Annotated in this window: 15 protein-coding genes; 6 read left to right on the forward strand and 9 right to left on the reverse strand. The window is 70.4% G+C overall.

Annotation, left to right across the window (positions count from 1 at the left end; genetic code table 11):
- Positions 1 to 1,145: hypothetical protein (locus E1200_RS21575; RefSeq protein ID WP_207933479.1), on the reverse strand; the 1,145-nt coding region annotated here is incomplete at its 3' end.
- On the reverse strand, positions 1,142 to 2,911 hold the full coding sequence (locus tag E1200_RS21580) for an HSP90 family protein (protein ID WP_207933480.1): 1,770 nt from the start codon (positions 2,909 to 2,911) through the stop codon (positions 1,142 to 1,144). The genes E1200_RS21575 and E1200_RS21580, both read right to left, overlap by 4 nt.
- 119 nt (positions 2,912 to 3,030) lie before the next feature.
- On the opposite strand from E1200_RS21580, the gene E1200_RS21585 reads away from it, so the two are divergent.
- Positions 3,031 to 3,831 (forward strand): SAM-dependent methyltransferase, encoded by an 801-nt coding sequence (locus E1200_RS21585; protein ID WP_131953870.1) that lies wholly within the window; start codon positions 3,031 to 3,033, stop codon positions 3,829 to 3,831.
- Positions 3,832 to 3,854: 23 nt separating this feature from the next.
- Here E1200_RS21585 and E1200_RS21590 read toward each other — a convergent pair whose 3' ends face one another.
- Together E1200_RS21590 and E1200_RS21595 are read right to left on the reverse strand one after the other, a co-directional pair.
- Positions 3,855 to 4,688 carry an ABC transporter permease gene (locus E1200_RS21590; RefSeq protein ID WP_131953871.1) on the reverse strand — a complete coding sequence of 278 codons (834 nt, stop codon included), beginning with the start codon at positions 4,686 to 4,688 and terminating at the stop codon, positions 3,855 to 3,857.
- Positions 4,685 to 5,563: an ATP-binding cassette domain-containing protein gene (locus E1200_RS21595; protein ID WP_131953872.1), complete on the reverse strand. Its 879-nt coding sequence runs from the start codon at positions 5,561 to 5,563 to the stop codon at positions 4,685 to 4,687. Before E1200_RS21595 ends, E1200_RS21590 begins: the two co-directional genes overlap by 4 nt.
- A gap of 81 nt (positions 5,564 to 5,644) precedes the next feature.
- Here E1200_RS21595 and E1200_RS21600 point away from each other — a divergent pair, with 81 nt between their 5' ends.
- Positions 5,645 to 6,403 (forward strand): TetR/AcrR family transcriptional regulator C-terminal domain-containing protein, encoded by a 759-nt coding sequence (locus tag E1200_RS21600; protein ID WP_131953873.1) that lies wholly within the window; start codon positions 5,645 to 5,647, stop codon positions 6,401 to 6,403.
- Between the two features lie 14 nt (positions 6,404 to 6,417).
- On the opposite strand, the gene E1200_RS21605 is transcribed toward E1200_RS21600, so the two are convergent.
- The gene (locus E1200_RS21605; protein WP_131953874.1) at positions 6,418 to 6,855 is read right to left on the reverse strand and encodes an NUDIX domain-containing protein; all 438 of its coding nucleotides are present in this window, start codon (positions 6,853 to 6,855) and stop codon (positions 6,418 to 6,420) included.
- Between the two features lie 14 nt (positions 6,856 to 6,869).
- Entirely contained in the window at positions 6,870 to 8,030 is a 1,161-nt protein-coding gene (locus tag E1200_RS21610) for a helix-turn-helix transcriptional regulator (protein ID WP_131953875.1), read from the reverse strand.
- Between the two features lie 216 nt (positions 8,031 to 8,246).
- Between E1200_RS21610 and E1200_RS21615 the strand changes: the two genes are divergently transcribed.
- The 4 genes from E1200_RS21615 (at position 8,247) to E1200_RS21630 (ending at position 11,581) form a co-directional block, all read left to right on the forward strand.
- Entirely contained in the window at positions 8,247 to 8,765 is a 519-nt protein-coding gene (locus E1200_RS21615; protein ID WP_207933481.1) for an ATP-binding protein, read from the forward strand.
- Positions 8,766 to 9,216: 451 nt separating this feature from the next.
- The gene (locus E1200_RS21620) at positions 9,217 to 9,498 is read left to right on the forward strand and encodes a hypothetical protein (RefSeq protein ID WP_131953877.1); all 282 of its coding nucleotides are present in this window, start codon (positions 9,217 to 9,219) and stop codon (positions 9,496 to 9,498) included.
- Between the two features lie 2 nt (positions 9,499 to 9,500).
- Positions 9,501 to 10,466, forward strand: a complete 966-nt coding sequence (gene tgmB / locus E1200_RS21625) for an ATP-grasp ribosomal peptide maturase (protein ID WP_131953878.1) — start codon at positions 9,501 to 9,503, stop codon at positions 10,464 to 10,466.
- Complete coding sequence (locus E1200_RS21630) at positions 10,463 to 11,581, forward strand: methyltransferase domain-containing protein (protein WP_131953879.1); 1,119 nt, start codon at positions 10,463 to 10,465, stop codon at positions 11,579 to 11,581. The genes tgmB and E1200_RS21630 overlap by 4 nt, the downstream gene beginning before the upstream one ends.
- Positions 11,582 to 11,640: 59 nt before the next feature.
- Here the strand turns inward: E1200_RS21630 and E1200_RS21635 are convergent, their stop codons facing one another.
- The 3 genes from E1200_RS21635 to E1200_RS21645 all read right to left on the reverse strand — a co-directional run bounded on the left by E1200_RS21635 (position 11,641) and on the right by E1200_RS21645 (position 14,686).
- Positions 11,641 to 12,630, reverse strand: a complete 990-nt coding sequence (locus tag E1200_RS21635) for a malate dehydrogenase (RefSeq protein ID WP_131953880.1) — start codon at positions 12,628 to 12,630, stop codon at positions 11,641 to 11,643.
- Between the two features lie 196 nt (positions 12,631 to 12,826).
- Positions 12,827 to 14,044: an NADP-dependent isocitrate dehydrogenase gene (locus tag E1200_RS21640; protein WP_131953881.1), complete on the reverse strand. Its 1,218-nt coding sequence runs from the start codon at positions 14,042 to 14,044 to the stop codon at positions 12,827 to 12,829.
- A gap of 156 nt (positions 14,045 to 14,200) precedes the next feature.
- Complete coding sequence (locus tag E1200_RS21645; protein ID WP_131953882.1) at positions 14,201 to 14,686, reverse strand: DUF3017 domain-containing protein; 486 nt, start codon at positions 14,684 to 14,686, stop codon at positions 14,201 to 14,203.
- Between the last annotated feature and the right edge of the window lie 64 nt (positions 14,687 to 14,750).

Consider the following 14,750-nt stretch of genomic DNA (forward strand, 5'->3'; position numbering starts at 1 on the left):
GCCTTCGGCTCCGGGGCCGGGGCCGGGGCCGGGGCCGGACGGCGATGGTGGGCGGCCAGCGGGAGGAAGTCGACCAGCGGCTCCGCGGCCAGCGTCGCGCGCACCCTGTCGCTCTGCCGGGACGTGCCGTTGCGGGCGTCGAACCGCGCCGCCAGGCCCGTCGCCCGGCCGGCCAGCTCCGTGCGCAGCTCCGGCAGCGGCACGTCCGCCGCCGGCCGGTCGCCCGACGCCGGGCGCCGGACCGTCGCCGCGCCGTGCCCGGCCGCCGCGACCCGGTCCAGGACCAGCGCCGACGCGGCCGCGAACTCCATCTCCGCGTACGGGCTCGGGGCCCGGTCGAGCCAGCCGAGGTGCCGCTGCAGGATCTCCAGCCCCCGCGCCTCGTTGCCGGTGACCGCGCAGAACACCAGGTGCTCGGCGATGTCGGAGAGGTCGGCCAGCCGGGACCGGTGCACCCGGTAGGCGCGGCGGTGCGCGTCCGCCGCCTGCTCGGCGCGGCCCGTCCGCAGGTACACCGGCAGCATCGCGGTCAGCACGGACTGCGGCTGCTCGTTGCACGCCAGTTCCGCGCTCAGCACGGGCGCGGCGATCTCGAACGCGTCCTCGTATCGCCCGACGCGGACCAGGTGCTGGATCATGCCGGTCGGGTCGCAGCCCTCGCAGTCCGACAGCTCGTCCCGCTCGGCGGCGCGCCACTTGAGGTACCACTCCTCGGCCGCCGGGTCGCCGACGTGCTCGGCCACCTTGTGCCGGCGCCGGTAGACGGCCTGGAGGCTGTGCCCGCCCGCGAGGTAGCGGCGCTCCATGTCCTCCAGCAGGGCGTACGTGCGGTCCAGGGGGACCTCGGGGAACAGCGTGAGGGACGACACCCGCGCCTTCATCTGCCACAGCAGCATGTGCGTCTCGTCGAAGCGGGCGGGGTCGCGGTCGTGCTCGGCGAGCGTGCGGCTGAACGTGGCGAACGCCTTCGCCGGCTCACCCCCGTACTGGTAGGCGTCGGTCAGCCTGACCCGCACCTGGAACGCCAGCACCTCATCGCCGGCCGCCTCCGCGCGGCGCAGCGCGTCCTCCACCAGGACGGTATGGGCCTCGCCGTAGGGCAGCTCTTGCGCCTGGTTCATGAGCGCGAACACGTCATCGGTCACTGGGGAGCCTCCGGGGCGTGGACGGCCCACTCCAGCAGGCCGATGAAGGATCGGTTCAGGACGGCGGTGTCGGCGGGGCGCAGCGGATGGTGTCCGAGGAGGAGCGCCTGCCCGTACAACGCCTGGACGGCCAGCTCGACGGGCCCGTCCTCGCCGAGGGACGTGATCCGCCGGGCGAGCGGGTTGCGGTGGTTCAGCACGAGCTGCGGCCGCTCGACCCCGGCCGTGGCGTTGACGGCGCCGAGGACGTCCGCCCACAGCTCGTCGGCCTCGTCCCGCGCGCGGTTCAGTTCCTCGCGGAACTGCGCGTCGCGGCTGGTCAGGTAGAGGGCGGGCAGCGACGCCGGATCGAAGTCGCGGACGACCACCTCGCAGCCGAGCCGCTCCACCGCCCGCTGCGCCGCCGCGAGGAACGGCCGCAGCGCCAGCTCCGCCGCCGGGTCGAGGACGCCGAACGTGGTGGTCAGCTCGGCCGTGTCCAGCCTGGTGAGGCGGATGTCGGGGTCGAGGTCGGGGAGCCGCTCGATGATCTCGGTGTCGTGGACGTAGCCGCCGTTGACGAGCCCGACGCCCTGCGCCCCCGCGACCGCCGACAGCCGCCGGAACTCGTCCACGCTCGCGGTGAACCGGCCGTCCGGGTGGCGCCGCCGGAACTCGTGCAGCGTCATCGGCCCGGCGGACGTCTCGTACTCCAGCCACCGGTCCACGATCCGCAGCATGTCGTCGTCGTGCAGCGCCATCGCCTTCACGCCGAGCTGGTGCAGCCGCAGGAACCCGCGCAGCCGCGACGGGTCGGTCTCCGCGAGCCGCACGAGCCACTGCCGCAGGACGTCCCCGAGGCCCTCCCGCGTGGCGTCGAGCAGCTCGTCCTCGTAGAGCGCCTCGCGGCTCGCGGTGGGCCGCAGCTCGCCCGCATCGACCACGCACCGCGCGAAGAACGCCCACTCGGGCAGCAGCCCCTCGACGCTCTCGGCCAGCAGCATCCGCTTGAGGTAAACGCGATGGGAGGCGCGCGCGGTGGGCGAGACCGCCTGCGGCAGCACGAACGCGACGCCCGTGAGCCCGGCCTCCGGGACCTCCAGGTCGACGACGTCGAACGGCGTGAACCCGTACAGCTCCTCGCAGTACCGCTCCAGCGCCCGCTTCCGCGCCGCCGGGTCAGGGTGGGGCGCCAGCCACGGCGGCCCATCCTCGGTCACGGGAACACCGTCGACGGTGAGGTCGACGGGGAGCAGCGAGCCGTACGTCCGCGCCAGTTCCGCCACGACGGACGGGCTCAGCAGCTCGCCCGACCCCGGCCGCGCCCGCAGCGTCACCGTCGTCCCGGGCTCGTCCCGCTCTCCCGGCTCCACGCGGTAGCTGCCCTCGGAACGCCCCGTCCACCGGACGGCCGCGCCGCCCCGCGCGGACCGGGTCACGACCTCGATCTCGTCCGCGACCAGGAACGCCGACAGCAGCCCGATGCCGAACTGGCCCAGGAAGTCGTGCCGGGCGAACCCGAGTTCGTCCCGCTTGGACGACCGCCCGATCGTCGCCAGCAGCGTGTGCACCTCGTCCTCGGTGAGCCCGACGCCGTCGTCGTGGACGCGCAGCACCCCGCCGCCGGTCTCGATGACGACCCGGCCGCCGCCCCCGCCCCGCGCTGTGATCGCGTCCACCGCGTTCTGCAGGAGCTCCCGCAGATAAACCCGCGGGCTCGCGTACAGGTGGCGGCTCAGCAGATCCACCACCCCGCGCAGATCCACCTGAAATGCCTGCTCCACCACCGACGCCCCTCCTGATCACCACATGAGCGGTCACACACACTAGCGACCGCAACCGACGCGCTCGGAGCATTTATTCGGACCCTTGCGGGACGGTGGCCGCGGCCACGACGATGATCGTCATGACTCCCCCCGAGCAGCCCGAGATCGATACCTCGCGTCCGCACCCGGCGCGCATGTGGAACTACTGGATCGGCGGCAAGGACTACTACGAGATCGACAAGCAGGTCGGCGACGAGGCCGCCGCGGCGTTCCCCGCCATCGGGGAGGTCGCGCGGCACTCCCGGGCCTGCCTGGGCCGCATGGTCCGCCACCTCGCCGAGAACGAGGGCATACGGCAGTTCCTCGACATCGGCACGGGGCTGCCGACGCACGACAACACGCATGAGGTCGCCCAGCGCGTCGCGCCCGAGTCGCGCGTGGTGTACGTCGACAACGATCCGCTCGTCCTCGTCCACGCGCGGGCACTGCTCGCCGGCCGTCCGGAGGGGCGGACCGACTACCTCCAGTGCGACGTCCGCGAACCGGACCGGATCCTGGCGGAGGCGGCCCGCACGCTCGACCTCGCGCGCCCGGTCGGGCTGATCATGTTCGGGATCATGGGCAACGTGATCGACGACGACGAGGCGTACGCGATCGTCCGCCGGTTCGTGGCCGCACTCGCCCCCGGGAGCTTCCTGGCCTTCAACGACGGGACCGGCGTCCTCGACAAGGAGGGCCGCGAGGAGGGCATCCGGATCGCGCGGGAGCGGGGGTCCAGCCCGTACATCGCCCGGACGCCCGAGCAGATCGCCGAGTTCTTCACCGGCTTGGAACTGCTCGAACCGGGGGTGGTGTCGACGTCCCGGTGGCGCCCCGGCCCGCACCCGTTCGGGACGCCGCCCGAGATCGACGCCACCTGCGGTCTCGCACGCAAGCCCTGATCCCGGACGGCGGCGGCCGGCGGTCAGGTGCGGGCGACCTTGCGGGGGAAGATCACGGCGGTCAGCCAGACCGCCAGGGTGATGAGCCCGGCGCACCAGAGCAGGCCCGTCCACAGCGCGGAACCCGGCGCCTCGCCGTTCAGCAGGGCGCGTGAGGCGTCGATGACGGGGGTCATCGGCTGGTGCTCGGCGACGGGCCGCAGCCAGCCGGGCATGGTCTCCACGCGTGCGAAGCCGCTGGAGATGTAGGGCAGGAAGAGCAGGATGAAGCCGTAGCCGTTCGCGGCCTCGGCCGAGCCCGCCACCATCCCGAGCATCGCGAACACGCAGGTGATGACCAGGATCCACAGCGCGATGACCCCGACGGCGGCGAGGAACTGCGGAACGCTCGCATCGGTGCGGAACCCGACGGCGAAGCCCACGAGGAGCACGACGGCGGTGGCCAGCAGGTTGCGCACCATCGACGACGCGGTGTGCCCCAGCAGCACGGTCACGGAGGGGAACGGCATGGTGCGCAGCCGGTTCATGAACCCGGTGGTCATGTCGTTGCTCACCACGACCGCGGTGTACGAGGCGCCGAACCCCGCCGCGATCAGCGCGACGGCCGGCAACACGTACGCCAGGTACGCCTCCCGCGCCCCGGCCGCGCCGCCCTCCCCGACGTTCATGGCGCCACCGAGGATGTAGGTGAAGATCAGCATGAGCATGACGGGCAGGAGCACCGCCATCAGCAGCGACTCGGCGTCGCGGAAGGAGTGCTTGAGGCTGCGGACGGTGAAGACGCGCAGGCCGGTGAGGAACCCGGCGCCGGCCGCCGGAGGACGCGGCGGCGCTGCGGTCAAGGTCGTGGAGGTCATGCCGCCTTCTTTCCGGTGAGCTGGAGGAATACCTCGTCCAAGGTGGGCCTGCGGACCGTGACCTGGGCGTCGGGACGTTCGGCGGCCAGGGCCGCGAGGTGCCGGGAGACGTCCAGGGCGGAGCCGCGGGTGGCGATCTCCCGGGTGACCTTGCCCTGGCCGTCGTGGAGCTGGATGGTCGAGCCCCCGACGCGCTCCTTGAGCTGGGACGCGGTCCCGGCGGCGACGATGCGTCCGCCGTGCAGCACCATGATCCGGTCGGCCAGGACGTCGGCCTCTTCGAGGTACTGGGTGGTGAGGAACACCGAGGTGCCGTCGCCGGCCAGGGCGTTGATCTCGTCCCACAGCGTCTGGCGGCTGCGGGTGTCCAGGCCGGTGGTCGGCTCGTCGAGGAAGATCAGGCTGGGCCGCCCGATGAGCCCGACCGCGATGTCGAGCTTGCGGCGCATGCCGCCGGAATAGTCGCTCACGCGCCGACCCGCCGCCGCAGCCAGATCGAAGCGGTCGAGCAGGTCGGCGGAGCGGGCGGCGGTGTCGCGGCGGGAGGGCCCGAACAGCCGTCCCATCATGTGCAGGTTCTCGGCGCCGGTGAGCCGTTCGTCCACGGCGGCGTACTGCCCGGTGAGGGAGATCAGCCCTTGGAGCCGCTTCCTGTCCCGGCGGACGTCCAGGCCGAGGACGCGGGCGGTCCCGGAGTCGGCGGGCGTCAGCGTGGACAGGATGTTGACCAGCGTGGTCTTCCCCGCGCCGTTGGGCCCGAGCAGCGCGTGAATGCCCGGCGGCAGCGTCAGGTCAAGGCCCTTCAAGACCTCATTTCCGCCGAAGCCCTTGGCGACCCCGTGGAGCTCGATCAGCGGTGCATCTGTGTATGACATAAACTGAGTATGACATAAACAGTGTGCGCCGTACACGGCGTGCGGCCACACGGCGTCCCCGCGGGTGAGAGCATCGAGCACATGGCAGACACGACCGGGACCGGGCTACCGCAGGCCCTCGCGATCGCCTGGGGCCTGCAGGAGGCCCCGCAGCGCGGGCCGGCGCGCGGGCTGACCCACGCGCGGATCGTCGCCGCCGCGATCGAGATCGCCGACGCCGAGGGCCTCGGCGCGGTGACCATGCAGGCGGTGGCGAAGTCCCTCGGCTTCACCACCATGTCGCTCTACCGGTACGTCTCCGGCAAGGACGACCTCGTGCGCCTCATGCAGGACGCCGCGTTGACCTCCGCGGAGGCGGTCGAGCTGCCCGCCGACTGGCGCGAGGCCCTGCGGACCTGGGCGGGGACGATCCGGGACGCCTACCGCGCCCACCCTTGGGTGCTGGAGATCCCGCGCGGGCAGGTGTCCGTCCTCATGCCCGCCTCCGTCCGGGCCGCCGACCTCGGGCTCGCGGCACTGTCGGGCCTCACCCTGGCTGACGACGAGAAGATCGCCGCCATCCTGCTCATCTCCCAGCACGTCGTCTCGATGGTCGAACTGGAGCGCTCCCTAGCCGCCGAGGGCAGCCCCGTCGTCACGCCGGAGGGGGCGGAAGCGCTGCGCGGTGTCATCACCCCCGAACGCTTCCCTCACGTCGGCCGGCTCATGGCCGACGGGGGATACGTCGTCAACGGCGAGTCGATGGCCGAGGCGGAAGGCGTGGACGCCGAATACGACTTCGGCCTCGACCTCCTCATCGCCGGCCTAGAAGCCCTGGAAAACCGCCGCCGCAGAACCTAGCGGTCGTCACGCAGTCACTCGTCGATCAGGCTCGTGCCATCGTGATGACGTACCGCAGGCGGCGCCGGCGGATGCGCCATCGCATCCAGTACACGAACAGCGAAGGCTTCAGCGGCCAGCGCCCTGACCTGCTCGGCGGTCATCCAACGGATGTCCCGAGCTTCACTGGTCACTTGAGCGCTCCCACCGGCGATTCGACAACGAAAGACGAGCGCTATAACCCCACGCTTCATATTTTTGTAGACGCCCGTGAGGTCACCCACGTGGACCCGAAGTCCTGTCTCCTCGAGCACTTCTCGCTTGAGTCCCGCCCGGATGTCTTCATCGAGTTCCAGCACGCCACCCGGCGCTTCCCAATGGCTGTTGTCGCGACGCTGGATAAGCAGAGCACGCCCGGCATCGTCCAAGATGACGCCCGCGACACTCACCGAGTGCCGACTGCTCTCGTTCATCGCGGGGGCGCCGTTCAGGCGGCTTTGAGGGCGTGGTGGAGGTCTTCGGCCAAGTCTGCCACTGCCGAAGGCGCGTCCTCTCGCATGATCCTGCCGGTGACCCTGCTCAGCAGATTCGTCGTCCGGGCCGAGCCGACATCGCCCGCCTCCCCGGCGACCTCCGTCAGGACCGGCTCGACCTCGCCCCAGTCACCGGCATGCACCAAGGCGTTCAGCAGATGTGCGAGATCGTTGTAGCGGGCCCGCGGGTAGCCCCTCCGCAGCTTCGCCGATTCGCGCAGCAGCGGCACCGCCCCTACCCAGTCGCCGAGTTCGGCGTGCGCCATGCCGGTGTGCCACAGCACCTCGGCATCGGTGATCCACCACGTCCACGCCGCGTCCCGCGCCCCGGAGGCGTCCAGCAGCACCGACCGGGCACGGCCGAGCGCGGCCAGCGCGTCACCCCCATGGCCAAGCTGGGCGAGCGCACGACCTCGGCGGATGTCCATCAACGCCGCGGCGCGGGGCGGCAGGCCATCATCCAGCAGACCCGTGGTGATGCGCATGGCCTCGGCGGGCCGGTGCAGGTGCACCGACTGCATCGCCATATGCGTCAACTCGAACAGTTCCATGCTGGAATCCCCGGCCTGCCTCGACAGCATCAGCGCTTCGTGGATGGTCTGCCGGGAGACGTCCTGCCGGTCAGCGTCATAGGCCAGCCATGCGGCGACCTGGGCGGCCTCACCAGCGGCAGCCGTCAGATCCCGTTCGACGGACGGGACGTACCCGCCCGAACCAAGCCGGTAGTTGACGGCACGGAACGCCCGCAGCGCCAACGGCAGAACGTCATCACCGCCGTGCACCGAGTCCAGTCGCACCAGCGCCTGGCTGGTGCGACGGACTTCGGCGACATAGTCCGCGTCGGCGGGCGGTCCGGTCGCGGAGAGCAGACGGATGCCGGTCAGGTCGAGCACCGCCGGAGACGAGCCCGGATCCGACGGACGTAGCACGGCCAGTGCACCCCCTGCGCCGAGCAACTCGTCCAGCCGTTCGGCCAACTCCACCGAGGGACGTTTGAGGTCACCGGCGACCTTAGACAGGTACCCGGCGTCGCACGGCACGAGCCGCGCGAGTCCACGCTGGCTGGTCTGCCGCTCTGCCATGAGCGCGCGAAGCTTTTCACCGAAGGTGGCCATCTCGTCACCGATTCCGCCCGGGTTGCCCTACTACCGGCTGCTGCCTGCGGTGGAGGCAGCGGACAACTCCTTTCACGCTAGCGCTCGATGCGCTCTGGTGGAGTGCGAAAAGTGGTCCAGGACACACAGACGGCCCCGGCCGGTGCGCGAACACCGGTGCTCCGGGGCCTGGATCCGACAACGGAGGTCGGACTTATGACAGATCCTACGGGCACAGTGCTCGGCCGCACCCTGGGCGGGTGCGTGACGTCGGGCTTGGTGCTGGACGTGACGTTTCGGGCGGGGCGGACCGTGCCGGGGCAGGTTCGCGGGCTGGTCACGTCCCGGCTCTCCGCGTGGGAGCTCGACGGGGTCAGTGATGATGTCGAGCTGATCGCCAGTGAACTCGTCACCAACGCCCTTCAGCACGCATCGGGGCGAGAGGAGGTCCGGGTCCGGCTCGTGCGGGAGCCTCACGCCGTGCTTCTCGAGGTCTGGGACTCCTCGGACACCAGGCCGGTGCGCAAGCTCCCCCTCAGTGCGTCCGGTGACGAGGCGGCGCCGGACGCTGCGGCGCTCGACACCGGCCATGACGCCTTCACCCGTGGGCGAGGGCTTCCGATCGTTGAGGCGCTCTCGGAGAGCTGGGGAGTCACGCCGACCGCGCCGCGCGGCAAGTGGGTGTGGGCGAGGTGCGCGACAGTGGGGCCGCCCGCCGATGTCACCGTTCGCCGCGTCCTCTCCCCTGGGGCGTGACTCGTGGCGGACGGTCCGGAACTCGCTCGGTGGGCTGAGGGGAACCATCCCGGCTGGGCCGTGGTGTGGGGCGCGTACAACCGGGAGTTCACCGCCTGGGCGATGTGGTGCAGCAAGTCGCTCGTGGTGACCGCCCCGGACACACTTTCGCTTTCCATCGCCATCCGGAACGCCGAGCAACACCGCTACCCGCCTATGCGGCGCACTCGCGTCGGTACTTGGCAGAGCAGGCCGTCTCCTGACCTGCCGCCTCCTGGACACCACGGCCCCGGGGCTGACGGTCACGCCCTTCCCAAACCCCCTGAGGAGGGCGAACCCCCGGGACACGATGCCCCCGGGCCGTGGCCTCTGCCGGCCCGACCCAACCGGGTCGCGGCCATCCCCACCGAAGGCTCCCCCTCCTGGAGGAGCCGTCAACCGGCGGCCGTTGCGCTGCCAGAAAGGACATGTGATGTCCATGCAGTCGATCGAGCGGCCTGAGCTGCTCGACCCCGTGACGCACTCGCCGGACGGTGAGTCGCGCGGGCTCGCCTTCCGCGTCGGGGACATCTTCCCGATGGATCCCGGAGTGGACCTGGCGTCCCAGATGGGCGCCCCTGCGACCGAGGCCCGTCCCTGGGGGTTGCGGTTCCTGGTTCTGCCGCGTGCGGGCAAGCACGACAAGGGCACGTCCGACTACACCACCGGCGGCCACGGCGACGGCCAGCACCCCGAGGACAAGGGGAAGGACTGACGATGACGGTGCTGATGCTGGCTCACGACGACGACAAGGTCGCCGAACGGGTCGCCCGCGAGTTGCGCGGACGCGGAACCGGCGTGGTGCAGGTGAACCCGTCCGACTTCCCTTCGCGGCTGTCGATGGAGGCCAGCCTGCATGGTTCGTCCTCCTGGACCGGACGTATCCGTGACCGGGACGGCCTGGACGTCGAACTGGCCGGCATCAGCGCTGTCTGGCAGCGGGGAATCACTCCATTCGTGATGGACGCACGCATGTCCTCGCCAGAGCGCGCATTCGCCTACGGGGAGGCCCGGCGTGGGTTCGGCGGCGTCCTCGCCGCGCTTGCGAACTGCCTGTGGGTCAACGACCCGATGGCGGCGGCACGTGCCGAGTACAAGCCGATTCAACTCGCCGAGGCGGCGCGGGTCGGGCTGGCGGTGCCCGAGACTCTGATCACCTCGGATCCGCGTGCCGCATACGACTGGGCGACGCGACTCCGGCGTCCCATCGTCTACAAGCCCCTGGACGGTGTCGTCCACGCCGACGAAGGGCGAGTCCGTCTCCTCTACACCGCCCCCGTCACCGACTGGGCGAGCCTCCTCGATCCGGCGTTCGGCCGCACCGCTCAATTGCTGCAAGAGCGCGTCCAGAAGGCGTTCGAGGCTCGCGTGACCGTGGTCGGCACCGAGGTGTTCGCGGTCCGTATCGATGCAGCGAGCACGGCCGCGCAGGAGGACTGGCGCTCGGACTACGACGCCTTGTCCTACAGCGTCATCCATTTGCCCTTCGATCTTCGGGCCAAGCTGATACGGCTGATGGCGCGGCTCGGCCTGGTGTACGGGGCGTTCGACCTCATCCATGACGTCTCGGGCCGGTGGGTGTTCCTTGAGGTGAATCAGCGCGGCGAGTTCGGATGGATCGCCGACAAGACCGGTCTCGCGATCTACTCGGCCATGGCCGACCTCCTGGAAGAGGGCGCATGAACAACTCCGAGGAACTGGCCGCTTCGCTTGGCATCGGCGGTGAGTGGCGGCGGGCGATGCAGGCGGTACCGCGTGAGAGATTCGTCCCGGACGTTGCCCTGGCCTGTCCCGAGGACGGCGTCAGCTACCCGATCGACCGGCAGGCACGTCCCGGGGAGTGGCTCAGCGCCGTCTACTCCGATGCCTCGATCATCACCCAGCGCGAAGACGGCAAGGGCGATCCCTTGCTCGTTTCAGATGGGCTGCCCACCAGTTCGATCTCCGCGCCGAGCATCGCCTTTCGGTGCCTGGAGCTGCTGGCTCCACGCGAGCATGACCGCGTCCTGGAAATCGGTGCGGGGACCGGGTACACCGCCGCCGTCCTGTCGGCGCGCGTCGGCGAGCAGAACGTCACCACCGTGGAGGTGGACGCCGGGATCGCCGAGCAGGCCGAAGCCAACCTTGCGGCGGCCGGATTCGCGCCGAATGTCGTCGTCGGAGACGGCCGCGCGGGGTTCGTGGACAACGCGCCCTATGACCGCGTCCACGCGACGGCCGCCGTCGCCGAGGTCCCCTTCACCTGGGTGGAGCAGACCCGGCCCGGCGGGGTCATCGTCGCGCCGTGGCAGCCCCTTCGCGGCCATGGCCTGCTCACGCGGCTGACAACGACGTCCGACGGGGCGTACGGACGGTTCCACGGACCGGCCGGGTACATGATGCTGCGCTCTCAGCGTGCCTCGTTGCGGTGGCGCGTCCACCACGACGACGAGGCCGACGTGACGGCGACCGCGCTCGATCCGCGCACCGTCTTCGAGGCCGGGCCGGGTCTGCGGCTCGCCACCGTGGCGCTTTCCCCTGGGCTGGTGTACTGGGAGAAGTACTTCGACGACGGCTCTTTTTCGCTGCTGCTTTTCGAGATCGGCGATCCGGACGGGCCGTGGGCCGCCTGCGACTGGGAGCCCGGAAACGACCGATACGAGGTCACCCAGTACGGCGAGCGGCGGCTGTGGGACGAGCTGGAGGACGCCTTCGAATGGTGGGTCCGGCAAGACGGTCCCGGCGTCGAGCGGTTCGGGCTGACGGTCACGCCCGAAGGCGACAAGCTCTGGCTGGACGAGCCGACCCGGCTGGTGTGACCACACGCATGAGCGAGCCCCGGACCGGATGCGGTCCGGGGCTCGTCCATTGGAACGGCTCAGATGAGGCCGAGTTTGCGGACGGCGTCGCGCTCCTCGGACAGCTCGTTCACCGACGCGTCGATGCGGGCGCGGGAGAAGTCGTCGATCTCCAGGCCCTGGACGATCTCCCACTTGCCGTCCTTCGTGGTGACCGGGAAGGACGAGATCAGGCCCTCGGGGACGCCGTAGGAGCCGTCCGACACGACCGCCATGGACGTCCAGTCGCCGTCGGCGGTGCCGTTCACCCAGGTGTGGACGTGGTCGATCGCGGCGGACGCGGCCGACGCCGCCGAGGACGCGCCGCGCGCCTCGATGATCGCGGCGCCGCGCTTGGCGACGGTCGGGATGAAGTCGTTCTCCAGCCAGTTCTGGTCGTTCACCGTCTCGGCGGCGTTCTTGCCGGCGATCTCGGCGTGGAAGATGTCCGGGTACTGGGTGGCGGAGTGGTTGCCCCAGATCGTCATCTTGCGGATGTCGGCGACCGAGACGCCGGCCTTCTTGGAGAGCTGCGCGAGCGCGCGGTTGTGGTCGAGGCGCGTCATCGCGGTGAAGCGGTCGGCGGGGACGTCCGGGGCGTGCTGCTGCGCGATGAGCGCGTTGGTGTTGGCCGGGTTGCCGACCACCAGGACCTTGATGTCGTCGGCCGCGCCCGCGTTGATCGCCTCGCCCTGCGGCTTGAAGATGCCGCCGTTGGCCTCCAGCAGGTCGCCGCGCTCCATGCCCTTCGTCCGCGGGCGGGCGCCGACGAGCAGCGCGACGTTCGCGCCCTCGAACGCCTTGGTCGCGTCGTCGAAGATGTCGATGCCGGACAGCAGCGGGAACGCGCAGTCGTCCAGCTCCATCGCGGTGCCCTCGGCGGCCTTCACCGCCTGGGGAATCTCCAGGAGCCGCAGGCGCACGGGCACGCCCTCGCCGAGCAGGTGCCCGGACGCGATGCGGAACAGCAGCGCGTAGCCGATCTGGCCCGCGGCGCCGGTGACGGTGACGGTGACTGGGGTGCGAGTCATTCCTTCTTCTCCTGCTGCCGTGTCCTGAGCCCGCCGCCGCGCGGGTTCTCTCGCCATCGAGATATTTCGCCCTCAGGCTATCGCGCACCCCCTACCCGGCAACGCCCAGGTGCACCACCCGGCATGACGGACACGCCCCCGAACACCCGGAAGGCCGCCCCGGACGAACCGGGACGGCCTTCGAAGGACGGCGGGGTCAGCCGTTGATCTTCTTCTGGAGGTTGGTGTCCAGGGCCTCCAGGAATTCCTGCGTGCTCAAGAAGGGCGTCTGCTTGCCGACGAGGAGGGCCAGGTCCTTGGTCATCTGGCCGTTCTCGACGGTCTCGATGCAGACCTGCTCCAGCTTCCGGGCGAACTCGCTGACCTCGGGCTGGCCGTCGAGCTTGCCGCGGTGCTCGAGGCCGCGGGTCCAGGCGAAGATCGACGCGATGGGGTTGGTCGACGTCGGCTTGCCCTGCTGGTGCTGCCGGTAGTGCCGGGTCACCGTGCCGTGCGCGGCCTCTGCCTCGACGGTCTTGCCGTCGGGGGTCATGAGGACGGAGGTCATGAGGCCGAGCGAGCCGAAGCCCTGCGCCAGGGTGTCGGACTGCACGTCGCCGTCGTAGTTCTTGGCGGCCCAGACGAAGCCGCCCTCCCACTTCAGCGCCGCCGCGACCATGTCGTCGATCAGGCGGTGCTCGTACTCCAGGCCCTTGGACTCGAACTCCGACTTGAACTCGGCCTCGTAGATCTCCTGGAAGATGTCCTTGAAGCGGCCGTCGTACGCCTTCAGGATGGTGTTCTTCGTGGACATGTACAGCGGCATCTGCCGCTCCAGCGCGTACCGCATCGTCGCCCGCGCGAAGTCGCGGATCGAGTCGTCGTAGTTGTACATGCCCATGGCGACGCCGCCGCCAGGGAAGGACGCGACCTCGAACTCCATCGGCTCCGAGTCGTCGTCGGGCGTGTAGGTGATCGTCACCTTGCCCGGGCCGGGGACGACGAAGTCGGTCGCCTTGTACTGGTCGCCGTGCGCGTGGCGGCCGATGATGATGGGCTTCGTCCAGCCGGGGACGAGCCGGGGGATGTTGGAGCAGATGATCGGCTCACGGAACACCACGCCGCCCAGGATGTTGCGGATCGTCCCGTTCGGGGACCGCCACATCTTCTTCAGGCCGAACTCCTCGACGCGCGCCTCGTCGGGGGTGATGGTCGCGCACTTCACGCCGACGCCGTGCTCGCGGATGGCGTTCGCGGCGTCGATGGTGACCTGGTCGTCCGTGGCGTCACGGTGCTCCATCCCCAGGTCGTAGTACTTCAGGTCGACATCGAGGTAAGGCAGGATCAACTGGTCCTTGATGAATTTCCAGATGATCCGGGTCATTTCGTCGCCGTCGAGTTCGACGACCGGGCCCGCTACTTTGATCTTGGGCATGCTGTTGCTGTCCCTTTCCTACACCTGGCCAGCGATGAGCCCTTGTCATCCTCGATGGGCGGTATGGCGGTGTCTGGCCGCCGGGACACCCCGGACGAAAGGGACTCGGTCCTTGTAAGGCTCAACTGGCAAGGCTATCCGAGGCGCCAGAAGGGTCTAGACCTGCCCTCGGCTTTGCGGCGGGCCATGGGCACCTTCACCTGGGACGACGCGGTCGCCCGGTGGGCCGGCCCGGCGTCCGCCGACGATCAGCTTCACCGCGCGGGCCAGCAGGACGAGCAGGATGAGCACACCGAACGCGCCCGCGAGGATGAGGCCCGTCTTGTGCATCGGCGGGACGCTGAGCGAGACGAACGCGATCATCTCGCCGAGGATGACCAGCGTCCAGCAGTCGATGGACCGGCTGCGGACCGCGAGCGGGCCGAGCTGCGACTCGGGCAGCAGCAGCCGCGCGAGTGCCCCGATGAGCAGCGCCGCCGCCATCAGCCCGGCGCCCTTGCGGAAGTAGTTGAACGCGCAGAGCGTGAGGCCGGCGCCGACGCCGCTCAGCACCACCAGGTACGGCAGCTGCGCCAACCAGCGCGGCGCGGCGCCCCTGCCACGCGGTGCCTTGCGCCGCCGCCGATGCACCTGGGTGCTCATACCGTCCTCCAGCCCCCGCCCGCCACCATCCAAGGGACGAGCTCCGCTCGGCTCACCGTCCTCC

Origin of the sequence: Actinomadura sp. GC306 (assembly GCF_004348665.1) — a bacterium.
Lineage (GTDB): Bacteria > Actinomycetota > Actinomycetes > Streptosporangiales > Streptosporangiaceae > Spirillospora.

Excerpts from the sequence above, each read along its gene's own strand:
- E1200_RS21610 (WP_131953875.1), bottom strand. The coding sequence starts at position 8,030 with ATGGCCACCTTCGGTGAAAAGCTTCGCGCGCTCATGGCAGAGCGGCAG.
- E1200_RS21605 (WP_131953874.1), bottom strand. The coding sequence starts at position 6,855 with ATGAACGAGAGCAGTCGGCACTCGGTGAGTGTCGCGGGCGTCATCTTG.
- E1200_RS21640 (WP_131953881.1), bottom strand. The coding sequence starts at position 14,044 with ATGCCCAAGATCAAAGTAGCGGGCCCGGTCGTCGAACTCGACGGCGAC.
- E1200_RS21600 (WP_131953873.1), top strand. The coding sequence starts at position 5,645 with ATGGCAGACACGACCGGGACCGGGCTACCGCAGGCCCTCGCGATCGCC.
- E1200_RS21645 (WP_131953882.1), bottom strand. The coding sequence starts at position 14,686 with ATGAGCACCCAGGTGCATCGGCGGCGGCGCAAGGCACCGCGTGGCAGG.
- E1200_RS21595 (WP_131953872.1), bottom strand. The coding sequence starts at position 5,563 with ATGTCATACACAGATGCACCGCTGATCGAGCTCCACGGGGTCGCCAAG.
- E1200_RS21620 (WP_131953877.1), top strand. The coding sequence starts at position 9,217 with ATGTCCATGCAGTCGATCGAGCGGCCTGAGCTGCTCGACCCCGTGACG.
- tgmB (WP_131953878.1), top strand. The coding sequence starts at position 9,501 with ATGACGGTGCTGATGCTGGCTCACGACGACGACAAGGTCGCCGAACGG.
- E1200_RS21585 (WP_131953870.1), top strand. The coding sequence starts at position 3,031 with ATGACTCCCCCCGAGCAGCCCGAGATCGATACCTCGCGTCCGCACCCG.
- E1200_RS21590 (WP_131953871.1), bottom strand. The coding sequence starts at position 4,688 with ATGACCTCCACGACCTTGACCGCAGCGCCGCCGCGTCCTCCGGCGGCC.
- E1200_RS21635 (WP_131953880.1), bottom strand. The coding sequence starts at position 12,630 with ATGACTCGCACCCCAGTCACCGTCACCGTCACCGGCGCCGCGGGCCAG.
- E1200_RS21630 (WP_131953879.1), top strand. The coding sequence starts at position 10,463 with ATGAACAACTCCGAGGAACTGGCCGCTTCGCTTGGCATCGGCGGTGAG.